The sequence below is a fragment of the Dickeya undicola genome, assembly GCF_000784735.1.
Taxonomy (GTDB): Bacteria; Pseudomonadota; Gammaproteobacteria; order Enterobacterales; family Enterobacteriaceae; genus Dickeya; species Dickeya undicola.
The window spans coordinates 92,920-106,591 of the sequence record NZ_JSYG01000034.1; the positions used below are offsets into that span (position 1 = coordinate 92,920).

Sequence of the window (13,672 nt, forward strand, 5' to 3'; positions counted from 1 at the left end):
TTACCCAATTTAAGTTACACGTTGGTGAACACCCAAACGCTTCATAAATATAGTGTTTTGAGGTTCACACGGCTATCTAGTCCAGCAAACCTACCCCTTCGAATAGCTATTGCCAGCGCGATTAAAGTTTCGGGAAAAAACTTTGTTGTAACGTGGGGTCGCAAGATTATAGAGAAGTCGACTTCAAAGATCGACTCTTTTCTCTCATGATTTCTAGCAAGGCATACGCCCTTTGTCGCCAGAAACGCTTGTTACGGCAAATGCGGCTGACGCAGGTACTCTTCGCTCTGCATTTCCTGCAAACGCGACAGACAGCGCTGGTACTCAAACTTCAGATGTTCACCCTGATAAATCTCAAACATCGTCGCCTGCGCCGACATAATCAGCTTCACCCGGCGTTCGTAAAATTCGTCTACCAGCGCCAGAAAGCGACGGGCCGCGTTCTCATCTTTAACTTCCATCACCGGAACATGGTGTAACAGCACGGTGTGATACAGCCGTGATAGCGCGATGTAGTCATTCTGGCTACGCGCCTCAAGGCACAGGGTGGCGAAATCCACCGCCAGCACCCCGTCACCAGCGCTCAGCGTCGTCAGCGGCCGATGATTAATCTCCAGCACCGGACCGGGCTGACTGAAATCGCGCCCAGACAAGCGGCGGAACATCGCCTGCATTTCTGCGTCGGTATCCGCATTGTTCGGGGTCAGATACAGATGCGCCTGAGTCAGGGTACGCAGCCGATAATCGATACCCGCGTCCACATTCAATACATCGCAGTGTCGTTTGATCAGCTCGATAGCGGGCAGAAAACGCGCGCGCTGCAACCCGTTGCGATACAGTTCATCCGGCGGAATATTGGAGGTTGCAACCAGCGCGATACCACGAGAAAACAGCGCCCTCAGCAGTTCCGCCAGCAGCATCGCATCGGTAATATCAGAAACGAAAAACTCGTCGAAGCACAGAATGTCGGTTTGCGCTTTAAATCCGTCAGCCACCTTTTCCAGCGGATTTTCCTGCCCCTGCAATTGGTTCAGCTCTTCATGCACGCGCAGCATAAAGCGGTGAAAGTGCAAACGTAACTTGCGTTCCGAAGGCAGGCTGTGAAAAAACAGGTCCATCAACCAGGTTTTACCCCGTCCCACGCCGCCCCACATATACAGCCCTTGTACCGGCGATGGCGATTTTTCTTTCTGCCCCAGCCAGGTACGCCACTTTGTCATCAGCCCCGTCGTACTTTCCGGTTGCGCCCACACCTGCTCCGTCAGCGTCTGATGAATGGTGTTCAGGCGGATAACCGTCTGATGTTGCACTTCATCCGGTTGGTAGGTCTGCGCCACCAGGGCCTGCTGGTAAAGCGCCAAAGGGGTTCTTCTCTGCATAGCACAAAATCCCTGAGAAAAATTTCGTTGTATTTTATCGTGCGTTAACGCCGGTTCAGCTCGTGATCGTGAGCGTTACCGCTTCGCGATGCCTGTGCTCTAGGTCAGACCAGACACAAGGGCTCCACTCCAGCGAGGTTAGCGGTTATAGTGACTATTATTAAGTGAAAAAACCCTACGGGACAACGAAGTCAAAATAGGAGTCGTTTTATGACCTGGGAGTCTGCGCTGATTGGATTTGTTATCGGTGTCATCATTGGCGCTGTCGCGATGCGGTTCGGCAACCGTAAACTGCGCCAGCAGCAGGTACTGCAAAACGAACTGGAGAAAAATAAGACCGAATTGGAAGAATATCGTCAGGAACTGGTTAGTCACTTCGCTCGCAGTGCGGAGTTGCTCGACAATATGGCGCGCGATTACCGCCAGCTCTATCAGCACATGGCGAAAAGCTCCAACAGCCTGTTGCCTGATGTCCCGATGCAGGATAATCCGTTCCACTATCGCCTGACCGAAGCCGAATCGGACAACGACCAGGCACCGGTGGATATGCCGCCTCGCGACTATTCAGGCAGCGCTTCCGGCCTGCTGCGCGGTACTCGCCCCGTCGGCAAGTGACCAATTGGTTTACTGTTCTTTCGACTGTATTCACCCTGACGACATGCCGTTTGTCGTCAGGGACGCCCGTTGTCGACCATTCTCATCGTCTCCCGCATCAGCGGCCGTTACATTCTACTGACGAAATATCAGTGAACTTTACACTCTGCCCTGGGTCTGAGTCTTCACCGCAAGTTTGAGTTTATATATCATCGTTTTATTCATAGGCAGGTCGTGAGAGAGTTAACAATCAATGAAAAAAACATCGTTGTTATATAGCGCACTGGCACTCGGTATTGGACTGTCGTTGTCTTCGCTGCCCCCGGCCAATGCCGCGTTACCTGCGGTTGTAGAAGGTCAGGCTTTGCCCAGCCTGGCACCGATGCTGGAAAAAGTGCTGCCCGCTGTAGTGAGTGTTCACGTGGAAGGAACGCAGGTACAGCGCCAGCGTATCCCGGAAGAATTCAAATTTTTCTTCGGTCCCAACACGCCCTCTGAGAAACAGAACTCTCGCCCGTTTGAGGGGTTGGGTTCCGGCGTCATTATCAATGCTGAAAAAGGCTACGTGCTGACCAACAACCACGTCGTCAACAACGCCGATAAAATTCAGGTGCAGTTGAATGACGGCCGTGAATACGACGCCAAGCTGATCGGCCGCGATGAACAAACGGATATCGCGCTGTTGCAATTGAATGACGCTAAAAACCTCACCGAAATCAAAATGGCCGACTCCGATCAGCTACGTGTCGGTGACTTCGCCGTTGCTGTCGGCAACCCGTTCGGGCTTGGTCAGACCGCGACGTCTGGCATCATTTCTGCGCTGGGCCGCAGCGGCCTGAACCTGGAAGGGCTGGAAAACTTTATCCAGACCGATGCCTCCATCAACCGTGGTAATTCCGGTGGTGCGCTGGTTAACCTGCGCGGTGAGCTTATCGGCATCAACACCGCGATTCTGGCACCGAGTGGCGGCAACGTCGGCATCGGCTTCGCTATTCCAAGCAACATGGCGCAGAATCTGGCACAGCAATTAGTGGAGTTCGGCGAAGTAAAACGCGGCCTGTTGGGTATCAAGGGCAGCGAGATGACCTCTGAAATCGCCAAAGCGTTCAAGGTGGATGCGCAGCGAGGAGCCTTCGTCAGCGAGGTCATTCCTAAGTCGGCTGCCGCGAAGGCGGGTATCAAAGCAGGCGATGTGTTGGTATCGCTGGATGGTAAGCCCATCAGCAGTTTTGCTGAATTGCGTGCCAAGATCGGTACTACCGCACCGGGTAAAACAGTTCGTATCGGTCTGCTGCGTGACGGCAAGCAGCAGGAAGTCTCCGTTGTTCTGGACAACAGTGCTAATGTCACGACCAATGCCGACACCCTGTCTCCGGCCTTGCAAGGTGCCACCCTCAACAATGGTCAGTTGAAGGACGGCAGCAAAGGTGTAGCGATCGACAATGTGGCTAAAGACAGCGCCGCTGCCAAGGTTGGCCTGCAAAAAGGCGACATTATTGTCGGTGTGAACCGCGAACGCGTGGAAAACATCACCCAATTGCGCAAAATTCTGGAAGCCAAACCTACGGTTCTGGCCCTGAATATTGTCCGCGGTGATGAGAGCATCTATCTATTGCTGCGTTAAGCCATGAAAAAATGGACGCCGCGCAATGCGGTGTCCATTCTTCTCTGATATTCTGCATCCAACCTTCTTTATGCACCCCAAACGCTCATGTTAACCAAACTGTTACGTTCGGCGCTGTTCGGTGTCATCGTGGCCGGTATCCTGCTGCTGGCAATCCCGACATTGCGTTCCAACCAAGGATTGTTCAAATCCGGCGACGGCGACAGCCAGGAAACCCCAGTCAGTTATTATCAGGGGGTACGCCGTGCCGCACCAGCCGTGGTGAACGTATACAATCAGGCCAATGATCCTAGCACCCAAAACGAGTTGAATATCCGCACGTTAGGCTCTGGCGTGATCATGAATAGCAAAGGGTACATCCTGACCAACAAGCATGTGATCAGCAATGCTGAACAAATTGTGGTCACGTTACAGGATGGCCGTATCTTTGAAGCACTGTTGGTCGGCTCAGACAGTCTGACTGACCTGGCAGTACTGAAAATCGAAGGTGCCAATCTGCCGGAAATCCCCATCAACCCGAAACGAGTGTCCCATGTCGGTGATGTCGTGATGGCTATCGGTAACCCCTACAACCTCGGCCAGACGGTAACTCAGGGGATTGTCAGCGCGACCGGCCGGGTGGGCCTGAGCTCTTCGGGTCGGCAGAATTTTCTGCAAACCGACGCCTCCATCAACCGGGGCAACTCTGGCGGTGCGTTGGTTAACTCGCTTGGTGAGCTGGTCGGCATCAATACGCTATCGTTTGATAAAAGTAATGATGGCGGTACACCGGAAGGTATCGGTTTTGCCATACCTACCGCACTGGCGACCAAAATCATGAACAAGCTGATCCGCGATGGGCGAGTGATTCGTGGTTATATCGGGATTAGTGGCGCGCAGCGCGAACGACTGGGTAATCAGGTCACTGGTCTGGAGCGGCTACAAGGTATCATCGTCAATAAGGTTGATTCCGGTGGCCCGGCGGATAAGGCGGGTATTAAAGTAGGTGATCTATTGCTGGAGGTTAACAACAAACCAGCGCGTTCAGTGATAGAAACGATGGATCAGGTGGCGGAAATTCGCCCCGGTTCAGTCATACCGGTGGTCATTTTACGTGATAATCAGGAAATAAAGCTCGATATGACCATCCAGGAATTCCCCAGCGACTAAGAACCTATCCCCATAGGAAATTGCCGGGTGACGAACAGGCCACCCGGCATGAGCGATTAGTCGTTAGCACTCACACGTTCAATGTTGGCACCCAGCGCACGTAATTTATCTTCAATGCGTTCGTAACCGCGATCGATGTGATAGATACGATCCACTAAGGTAGTACCTTCCGCAATACATCCCGCCAGCACCAGACTGGCCGACGCACGCAGGTCGGTCGCCATTACCTGCGCACCGGACAAGTGCTCAACACCATGACAAATCACCGTGTTGCTTTCGATTTCCGCCTGCGCACCCATACGAATCAGTTCGGGGATATGCATGAAACGATTTTCGAAAATGGTTTCAGTGATGACGCCGGTGCCTTCCGCCACCAGATTCAGCAGGCTAAACTGCGCCTGCATATCGGTCGGGAATCCTGGATGCGGAGCGGTGCGTACGTTAACCGCTTTCGGACGCTGGCCGTGCATGTCCAGGCTGATCCAGTCTTCGCCGATGTCGATATCAGCACCCGCTTCGCGAAGTTTGGACAACACCGCATCCAACGTATCCGGACGGGTGTGGCGGCACATGACCTTACCACCGGACACCGCAGCCGCTACCAGGAAAGTACCGGTTTCAATGCGGTCTGGCAGCACGCGATAGACCCCGCCGCCCAGGCGCTCCACGCCTTCAATGATGATTTTATCGCTACCTGCGCCACTGATTTTGGCACCCAGCGTATTGAGGAAATTCGCGGTATCGACGATTTCCGGCTCACGCGCCGCATTTTCGATAATCGTTTTGCCTACCGCCAGCGTAGCAGCGCTCATGATGGTGACGGTCGCGCCGACGCTGACCTTATCCATCACGATATGTGCACCTTTCAGTCGACCCTCGACTGTGGCCTTCACATACCCTTCTTCCAGTGTGATCTGTGCACCCAGCTGTTCCAGACCATTGATGTGCAAATCTACCGGACGGGCACCGATGGCGCAGCCGCCCGGTAGCGACACCTGCCCCTGACCGAAGCGCGCAACCAGCGGGCCCAGCGCCCAAATTGACGCACGCATGGTTTTAACAAGATCATAGGGAGCGCAGAATACGTTAACCTTACTCGCATCTACATGCACGGAACCATTACGCTCGACATGCGCGCCCAGCTGGCTCAGCAGCTTCATGGTGGTGTCGATATCACGCAGCTTGGGAACGTTCTGGATTTCCACCGGCTCTTCAGCCAGCAATGCGGCAAACAGAATAGGCAGGGCTGCATTTTTAGCGCCGGAAATGGTGACTTCACCAGCGAGCCGGGTTGGCCCCTGCACACGAAATTTATCCATAGTGACGATTTCTCAATGTTCAGACTCAATAGCACGGCCGGGCGGCCGCTGAATTACAGACCGCTCAGTTTGCGGTCGCGCTGCCATTCTTCAGGGGTATAAGCCTTGATCGACAACGCATGAATGCGATTATCCGCGATATATTCCATCAGTGGCGCGTAGACCGCCTGCTGCTGTTTTACGCGGCTCATACCCTTGAACAACTCGCCTATCACAATGACCTGGAAGTGGCTGCCGTCACCGGAAACATGCACTTCCTGCAGCGCCAGCGCGCCCATCAGCACGTCTTTAATTTCGTTGTTTTCCATTGCTCTCGATTCTACGTCAGGGGGATGATAAACAGGGTGGTATCTTAGATGAATCTGTCGCTATCTTAAACAAAAGAAATCCCCCTACGCGCACGCAGCAAGGGGGGTTAACGTTACGTGGAATGCAAGGTTCAGTCGGCTGACCGGACAGGAATGATTTCACTCAGGTTATATAACTGAATCAGGGTGCGAAGCCGATCGCTGGCGCCGATAATCGCCAGCGTTTTCCCCTGCTGCTCTTGCTGATGATAAAAATGCACCAGCAGGGCAAGTCCGGAAGAATCCACCCTCGCCACCTGACCAACATCCAGCACATTGCTATTGCTCAGCAGTGCGTCGCGCTGCCGCCACAGCGGCAACAGCGTATTCCGGTCAAGATCGCCTTCCAGGCGCAGGGTGCCGTCCTCCTGTCGCCAGCGCAGCGCATCAGCCATTTTTCTGACCCAGCGAAATCGGCTGCTGTGCCGCAGCCTGCAACTGTTTAGTCAGGCCATCGACCCCATTCTGACGCAGCGTAGACGCCCATTCGTTCTGCTTGGTGGTAATCATGCTCACCCCTTCGGCGATCATGTCATACGCTTGCCAGTAACCGGTTTTGGTGTTCTTGCGCCACTGGAAATCCAGACGGATTGGCGGGCGGCCGCCATTGTCGATAATGGTGACGCGAATGGAAACAATCTCGGCGTTGCCCACCGGCTGCTCCGGCGCAATTTCGTAGGTCTGACCATGGTAAGACGCCAGCGCCTGACCATATGCCTGTTCCAGATAAGCCTCAAACGCTTTGAAATAGGCTTCGCGCTGCTCCGGTGTGGCGTTTTTGTAATACTGGCCCAGCACCAATGCGCCAGCGTATTTCACCTGCACATACGGCAGCAGTTCTTCACGCACCACGGTACGCAGATAGTTGGGATCCTGCTTAATGCGTGGCTGTTCATTCTTGAGACGGTCGAAGGTTTTCTGCGCCGCATCGCGCATCAGGCTGTAAGGGTTAGTCTGGTCAGCAGCGCTGACGAACGGGGCTATCACCAACAGAGCCACCATCAATAAACGTTTCAACATGCTGTGTCCTCTCAAGGCTGTTGGGCTGGTTTTGCGCCAGATTCAGGGGTTGTCGCCTCGCCACGTTTCTCCGCCGGTTTAGTTGGTGCCGGTTGAGCATGGCTCTGATTCGCACTATTTGGGGTAACCGTGTCCTGACTGGTATTATTCTGGCTGGCATTGTCAGTATTGTTGCCACCGCTCTTATATAGGAATTGACCGATAAGGTCTTCCAAAACCATAGCCGACTTGGTGTCCTGAACAGTGCCGCCGTCTTTGAGAATCGACGTGCCCATGTCCTCGTCTTCAAAACCCATGTTCAGCGCCAGATACTGTTCGCCCAGCAGGCCGGAAGTACGAACCGCCAGCGAACTGGTATCCGGAATGTGGTCGTAACGCTTATCGATATCCATTGTTACCCGCGGCAGATACGTTTTGGTATCCAGCGAGATATCCGCCACACGGCCAATCACCACCCCACCGACTTTCACTGGAGAGCGCGCTTTGAGGCCGCCGATATTGTCGAAGGTCGCGTACAAACGGTAGGTCTGTTGCTGCCCCAACGATTTCAGGTCAGCGACTTTCAGACATAAAAAGACTATGGCGCACAGCGCAATCAGCATGAATACGCCAACCCAAATTTCATGTTTCTTTGTTTGCATCGACTTATTTCCCAAACATCAGTGCTGTCAGCACAAAATCCAATCCCAGTACCGCCAGCGACGAATGCACCACGGTGCGGGTCGTCGCGCGGCTGATGCCTTCTGACGTCGGAATCGCGTCATAACCGTTGAACAGCGCAATCCAGGTCACGGTAATGGCAAACACCAGGCTCTTGAGAACGCAGTTAAGCAAGTCTTTCTGCCACTCCACTGCGTTTTGCATCGCCGACCAGAAAAAGCCGTTGTCGATGCCTTTCCAGTCCACACCGACCAGCGCACCACCCCAGATGCCGACAGCGACAAAAATCACCGTCAGCAGCGGCATGGTGATTACCCCGGCCCAGAATCGTGGTGCTACCACGCGACGCAACGGGTCCACCGCCATCATCTCCATACTGGATAACTGCTCGGTGGCCTTCATCAGCCCGATTTCCGCCGTCAGTGCGGAACCGGCGCGTCCGGCGAACAACAACGCGGTCACCACCGGCCCCAGTTCGCGCAGCAACGACAGCGCCACCATCATGCCCAGACTGGCTTCGGCGCTGTAGGTAGTCAGGACCAGATACCCCTGCAACCCCAGCACCATACCGATGAATACCCCAGACACCATGATGATCAGCAGCGACTGCACGCCGACGCTATACAGCTGTTTGCGCAGCAACGGCCACTGTTTGACCGGCTCCGGCTTTCCGACCAGCGCATTGAACAGCATCAGCCCGGCTCGCCCGAAAGCAGCGCAGACTTGAATGCCAACACGTCCCAGCGACGCTAATGCCTGTATTAGCATGAATTACTCACTCCCCAAGCCTAACAGCCCACGCTGATAATCACCCGCCGGATAGCGGAATGGCACCGGGCCATCAGCAATGCCATCCAGAAACTGCCTCACACGAGGATCGTTATTCTGCTGCAATTCAGTCGGCGAGCCTTCCGCCACCACATGCTGGTCGGCGATGATATAGGCATAATCGGCGATACTCAGCACTTCCGGCACATCATGGGACACCACGATGCAGGTTACGCCAAGCGCATGATTCAACTCATCGATCAGCTTCACCAGCACCCCCATGGTGATCGGGTCCTGGCCGACAAACGGCTCATCAAACATGATCAACTGCGGGTCGAGCGCAATAGCGCGCGCCAGCGCCGCACGCCGCGCCATTCCCCCGGACAGCTCCGACGGCATCAGCTCCGCCGCACCGCGCAGCCCAACCGCTTCCAGCTTCATCATCACGGTGCTATATAGCAGCGGCTCAGGCAGTTGCGAATGCTCGCGCAGCGGCCAGGCAACATTGTCGAACACGTTCAGATCGGTAAACAACGCACCGGACTGAAACAACATGCTCATCTTCTTACGAGTCTCATACAGGCGGGAACGGGAAAGGCTCGGAATATTTTCCCCGTCAAACCAGATGTCACCGCTGTCCGGTTGCAGTTGTCCACCAATTAGCCGTAGCAGCGTGGTCTTACCGATGCCCGACGGCCCCATGATGGCCGTGATCTTTTGTTTTGGCACGTTCAGCGAGACATCCGAAAAAATCGGCCTGTTGCCCCGCCGGAAACTGAGCCCGCGAATTTCTACCAGATTTTCGTGGTTCATGGTTTCTTTCCTCAACGGCTGCCGATAGCAGCCGCCCGTTTTCACATTTTTGCGGCCCAACCCCGACAACCGTCTTCTGGGGTGTTACGCTGGCTCTTCACTGTTACAGAATCAGGGCACCGGTTCGTGACCAAAATTGCCATTGGTTTTACTTTTTCGCCCTGCGCAGTCAGAATTAGCGCTAACGAGGAAAAATGGCGGTTTTGCTTATTATTCGTCCAGAAATACTGGTTTGTTCGCCAATAAACCGGTGATTATACCTGAATAAAGGACGCTGCATGCTTTTTGCGACAGTACTGTTAATTGTTGGTTTAGTATTACTGGTTTATGGTGCAGACCGCCTGGTGTATGGCGCAGCCGTACTGGCCCGCACATTCGGCGTACCGCCGATGATTATCGGCATGACGATTGTCGGAATGGGCACCTCGTTGCCCGAACTGATGGTATCGGTGACCGCAGCACTCAATCATCAGACCGACATGGCGGTCGGCAATGTTCTGGGGTCGAACATCGCCAATATTCTGTTAATCCTCGGCAGCGCCGTCCTGATTCGCCCACTGACCGTTCATTCCACACTGCTGCGTCAGGAACTGCCACCCATGCTGGTGGTGACACTCTTGTGCGGGGTCCTGCTGCACGACAGTTTCCTGAGCCGCCTGGACGGCGTGATTCTGTTACTGGCCGCCGGTGGCTGTATCGCACTGATGCTACGTATGGCGCACGCCGCCCAGAACCGCGGCGACGACAGCCTGACCCGTGAGCAGATGGCTGAGCTACCCAGAGAGAACAACCAGACCGTGGCGCTGTTATGGCTGCTGATCGGCCTGATTATTCTGCCGATGTCGGCACGGATTGTGATCGATAACGCCACGGTCATCGCCAATTACTTTAATATCAGCGAATTGACCATCGGGCTGACGGTGCTGGCCGTCGGCACCAGTCTGCCGGAATTGGCGACCGCGATCGTTGGTACGTTGAAAAAAGAAGACGACATCGCGCTCGGCAACCTGATTGGTTCCAATATCTTTAATATCGTGATAGTGCTGGGCGTGCCCGCCCTGTTATCCCCCGGTGCGGTAAACCCGCTCGCGTTTACGCGCGATTACTGGGTGATGCTGGGGGTTAGCGCGCTCCTGACGGTTCTCTGTCTCCGCCAGAAACGGCGCATCGGTCAGGGCGCGGGCGCATTGCTGTTGTGTGCGTTCATCGCGTACCTTTCGGTGCTGTTCTTGTTCTCATAGCCAGCGTATTGGCAACGCAGGATGTTTTACATGTCACATTTCGAGCTACAACCTGGTTTCGATTTCCAAACCGCCGGTCGGCAGGTCCTGACCATCGAACGCGACAGCCTCGCGCAGTTGGATCAATACATTGACGACAATTTTTCGCGCGCCTGCGAGAAAATGTTTTACTGCCACGGCAAGGTAGTGGTGATGGGCATGGGTAAGTCGGGGCATATCGGCTGCAAGATGGCTGCCACCTTCGCCAGCACCGGTACACCGGCTTTTTTCGTCCACCCCGGCGAAGCCAGTCACGGCGATTTAGGGATGATTACCGCGCAAGATATCGTGATCGCCATTTCCAACTCCGGCGAGTCCCATGAAATCCTGGCGCTCATCCCGGTGTTGAAGCGCCTGCAGGTGTGCCTGATCTGCATGACCGGCAATCCGGAAAGCACTATGGCTAAAGCGGCGGACATCCATCTTTGTGTCCACGTATCGCAGGAAGCCTGCCCGCTGGGTCTGGCACCGACCTCCAGCACCACCGCCACGCTGGTGATGGGCGATGCGCTGGCCGTCGCGCTGTTGCAGGCGCGTGGCTTTACCGCTGAAGATTTCGCGTTGTCGCACCCCGGCGGCGCACTTGGCCGCAAACTGCTGTTGCGGATCAACGATATCATGCACACCGGTGACGAGATCCCCCGCGTCAGCCGCGACGCGTCGTTGCGTGATGCACTGCTGGAGATTACCCGCAAGAATCTGGGGATGACGGTGATTTGCGGCCCTGATGATCGCATCGAAGGCATCTTTACCGACGGTGACCTGCGCCGAGTATTCGACATGAATATCAACCTGAACAGTGCTGGCATCGCCGATGTGATGACCCGAGGTGGTATCAGGGTTGCGCCGCAAACGCTGGCAGTGGATGCACTGAACCTGATGCAGTCCCGCCATATCACGTCGCTGCTGGTGGCGGAAGATGACCGCCTGTTGGGAATCGTCCACATGCACGATATGCTGCGCGCCGGCGTGGTATAAACCGGCACAGGCGTACAACGCAGAATGAAAAATCAAGGATATGTGTGAATGAGTGAAACCCGGCCGCAAACCGATACCTGCTACGGGCCTGTCGATACCCAGGTCATGCAACGTGCTCGCGATATACGTCTGTTAATCTGCGATGTCGACGGCGTACTTTCCGACGGCCTGATCTACATGGGAAATCAAGGAGAAGAACTCAAAGCCTTCAACGTACGCGACGGCTATGGTATTCGCTGCCTGCTGACGTCCGACATTGATGTAGCGATTATCACCGGCCGTTCATCTCAGTTGCTGGTTGACCGCTGCCAAACGTTGGGAATACGCCATCTTTATCAGGGGCAATCAGATAAGCTTTTGGCCTTCCGTGAGCTGTTAGATACACTGTCGCTCACCGCCAGCCAGGTTGCCTACATCGGTGATGATCTGATCGACTGGCCGGTGATGGCCGAAGTCGGGCTGAGCGTTGCCGTAGCAGACGCCCATCCGCTGCTGCTGCCCAACGCGCACTATGTGACGCGCATTGCTGGTGGCCGTGGTGCGGTCAGAGAGATTTGCGATCTTATTCTGCTGGCTCAGGGTAAACTGGACTTCGCCAAAGGGCTGTCGATATGAGTAAAACAAAACGCTGGCTAACGCTGTTGCTGGCATTGATTGCGTTGGTGCTGATCGGGTTAAATCTGACAAACCAGCGTACAGGAAACGGGCCAACGGAAGTGCAGAATAACGATCCGGCCTATACCATGCAGCAAAACATTACTGTGGTGTATGACCCAACCGGAAAGCTGAGTTACAAGCTGGTGGCTGAAAAAGCAGAGCACTACAACGCCGACCAGGTAAGCTGGTTCACCCAGCCGGTGGCGACCATGTTCGATGAGAAAGCCGTCGCCACCTGGTCGGTACGGGCTGATCGCGCCAAACTGACAAAAGACCGTATGTTGTATCTGTACGGCCATGTCGAGGTCAACAGCCTGACCAACGACTCACAGCTGGAGCGGATTAAAACGGATAATGCGCAGATAAATCTGGTTACGCAGGATGTGACGTCAGATGACGAAGTCACCCTGTACGGTGTCAACTTTACCTCTAACGGACTGAAAATGCGTGGAAATCTGCGCAGCAAAACCGCTGAGTTGATCGATAAGGTAAAATCCTATTATGAAATCCAACCAAAAAATTAATGTATTACACAGCATCCTGATCGCCAGCTCGCTTTTTGCCGTCAGTATTCCGGCACTGGCGCTGACCGGAGACACCGAGCAACCCATCCACATCACCTCCGATCAGCAGGCGTTGGATATGCAGGGCAATGTGGTGACGTTCACCGGCAACGTTATTGTCACGCAGGGGTCAATAAAAGCGCAGGCCGACAAGGTGGTGGTCACTCGCCCTAACGGCCAGCAAGGTCATGAAGTCATTGAAGGTTACGGTAAACCGGCCACCTTCTATCAAATGCAGGACAACGGCAAGCCGGTCAAAGGCCATTCGCAGAAGATTCGCTACGAGATGGACAAACAGCTGGTCATTCTGACCGGCGACGCTTACCTGGAGCAGTTGGACAGCAACGTTAAAGGCGACCGCATCACCTATCTGGTGCAACAGCAGCAAATGGAAGCGTTCAGCGACAAAGGCAAACGCGTCACCACCGTGCTGGTCCCGACGCAGTTGCAGGACAAAGGCACCCAGAACGGTGCCAAGCCCAGTGGCAACACCAGCAAGCCCACCAAACAACAGTGAGTAA

16 protein-coding genes are annotated in these 13,672 nt (G+C 54.6%); 8 read left to right on the top strand and 8 right to left on the bottom strand.

Annotated features, from left to right (window positions below; genetic code table 11):
• Nucleotides 1-251: 251 nt before the first annotated feature.
• Entirely contained in the window at nt 252-1,379 is a 1,128-nt protein-coding gene (gene zapE / locus OB87_RS16185; protein ID WP_033570439.1) for a cell division protein ZapE, read from the bottom strand.
• Nucleotides 1,380-1,589: 210 nt separating this feature from the next.
• On the opposite strand from zapE, the gene zapG reads away from it, so the two are divergent.
• The 3 genes from zapG (at nt 1,590) to degS (ending at nt 4,746) form a co-directional block, all read left to right on the top strand.
• Nucleotides 1,590-1,994 carry a Z-ring associated protein ZapG gene (zapG, locus tag OB87_RS16190; RefSeq protein ID WP_033570440.1) on the top strand — a complete coding sequence of 135 codons (405 nt, stop codon included), beginning with the start codon at nt 1,590-1,592 and terminating at the stop codon, nt 1,992-1,994.
• A 232-nt stretch (nt 1,995-2,226) separates the two neighbouring features.
• On the top strand, nt 2,227-3,597 hold the full coding sequence (degQ, locus tag OB87_RS16195) for a serine endoprotease DegQ (RefSeq protein ID WP_033570441.1): 1,371 nt from the start codon (nt 2,227-2,229) through the stop codon (nt 3,595-3,597).
• An 87-nt stretch (nt 3,598-3,684) separates the two neighbouring features.
• Complete coding sequence (degS, locus tag OB87_RS16200; RefSeq protein ID WP_033570442.1) at nt 3,685-4,746, top strand: outer membrane-stress sensor serine endopeptidase DegS; 1,062 nt, start codon at nt 3,685-3,687, stop codon at nt 4,744-4,746.
• A gap of 56 nt (nt 4,747-4,802) precedes the next feature.
• On the opposite strand, the gene murA is transcribed toward degS, so the two are convergent.
• From murA to mlaF, 7 genes are all read right to left on the bottom strand, one after another.
• Nucleotides 4,803-6,065 (bottom strand): UDP-N-acetylglucosamine 1-carboxyvinyltransferase, encoded by a 1,263-nt coding sequence (gene murA / locus OB87_RS16205; RefSeq protein ID WP_033570443.1) that lies wholly within the window; start codon nt 6,063-6,065, stop codon nt 4,803-4,805.
• A gap of 53 nt (nt 6,066-6,118) precedes the next feature.
• The gene (gene ibaG / locus OB87_RS16210) at nt 6,119-6,373 is read right to left on the bottom strand and encodes a BolA family iron metabolism protein IbaG (RefSeq protein WP_033570444.1); all 255 of its coding nucleotides are present in this window, start codon (nt 6,371-6,373) and stop codon (nt 6,119-6,121) included.
• 131 nt (nt 6,374-6,504) lie between these two features.
• Complete coding sequence (gene mlaB / locus OB87_RS16215) at nt 6,505-6,807, bottom strand: lipid asymmetry maintenance protein MlaB (RefSeq protein ID WP_033570445.1); 303 nt, start codon at nt 6,805-6,807, stop codon at nt 6,505-6,507.
• On the bottom strand, nt 6,800-7,432 hold the full coding sequence (gene mlaC / locus OB87_RS16220; protein ID WP_033570446.1) for a phospholipid-binding protein MlaC: 633 nt from the start codon (nt 7,430-7,432) through the stop codon (nt 6,800-6,802). Before mlaC ends, mlaB begins: the two co-directional genes overlap by 8 nt.
• A gap of 11 nt (nt 7,433-7,443) precedes the next feature.
• The gene (gene mlaD, locus OB87_RS16225; protein ID WP_033570447.1) at nt 7,444-8,073 is read right to left on the bottom strand and encodes an outer membrane lipid asymmetry maintenance protein MlaD; all 630 of its coding nucleotides are present in this window, start codon (nt 8,071-8,073) and stop codon (nt 7,444-7,446) included.
• A gap of 4 nt (nt 8,074-8,077) precedes the next feature.
• Nucleotides 8,078-8,860, bottom strand: a complete 783-nt coding sequence (mlaE, locus tag OB87_RS16230; RefSeq protein WP_033570448.1) for a lipid asymmetry maintenance ABC transporter permease subunit MlaE — start codon at nt 8,858-8,860, stop codon at nt 8,078-8,080.
• Nucleotides 8,861-8,863: 3 nt separating this feature from the next.
• The gene (gene mlaF / locus OB87_RS16235; protein WP_033570449.1) at nt 8,864-9,673 is read right to left on the bottom strand and encodes a phospholipid ABC transporter ATP-binding protein MlaF; all 810 of its coding nucleotides are present in this window, start codon (nt 9,671-9,673) and stop codon (nt 8,864-8,866) included.
• Nucleotides 9,674-9,951: 278 nt separating this feature from the next.
• On the opposite strand from mlaF, the gene OB87_RS16240 reads away from it, so the two are divergent.
• The 5 genes from OB87_RS16240 to lptA are packed head-to-tail and all read left to right on the top strand — an operon-like array spanning nt 9,952 to nt 13,668.
• Entirely contained in the window at nt 9,952-10,914 is a 963-nt protein-coding gene (locus OB87_RS16240; protein ID WP_033570450.1) for a calcium/sodium antiporter, read from the top strand.
• Nucleotides 10,915-10,944: 30 nt separating this feature from the next.
• Entirely contained in the window at nt 10,945-11,931 is a 987-nt protein-coding gene (gene kdsD, locus OB87_RS16245; protein ID WP_033570451.1) for an arabinose-5-phosphate isomerase KdsD, read from the top strand.
• Between the two features lie 48 nt (nt 11,932-11,979).
• The gene (gene kdsC / locus OB87_RS16250) at nt 11,980-12,546 is read left to right on the top strand and encodes a 3-deoxy-manno-octulosonate-8-phosphatase KdsC (protein WP_033570452.1); all 567 of its coding nucleotides are present in this window, start codon (nt 11,980-11,982) and stop codon (nt 12,544-12,546) included.
• A complete protein-coding gene (gene lptC / locus OB87_RS16255; RefSeq protein ID WP_033570453.1) occupies nt 12,543-13,112 on the top strand; it encodes an LPS export ABC transporter periplasmic protein LptC in 570 nt (189 codons plus the stop codon). Before kdsC ends, lptC begins: the two co-directional genes overlap by 4 nt.
• Nucleotides 13,090-13,668: a lipopolysaccharide ABC transporter substrate-binding protein LptA gene (gene lptA / locus OB87_RS16260; RefSeq protein WP_033570454.1), complete on the top strand. Its 579-nt coding sequence runs from the start codon at nt 13,090-13,092 to the stop codon at nt 13,666-13,668. The genes lptC and lptA overlap by 23 nt, the downstream gene beginning before the upstream one ends.
• Nucleotides 13,669-13,672: the final 4 nt, after the last annotated feature.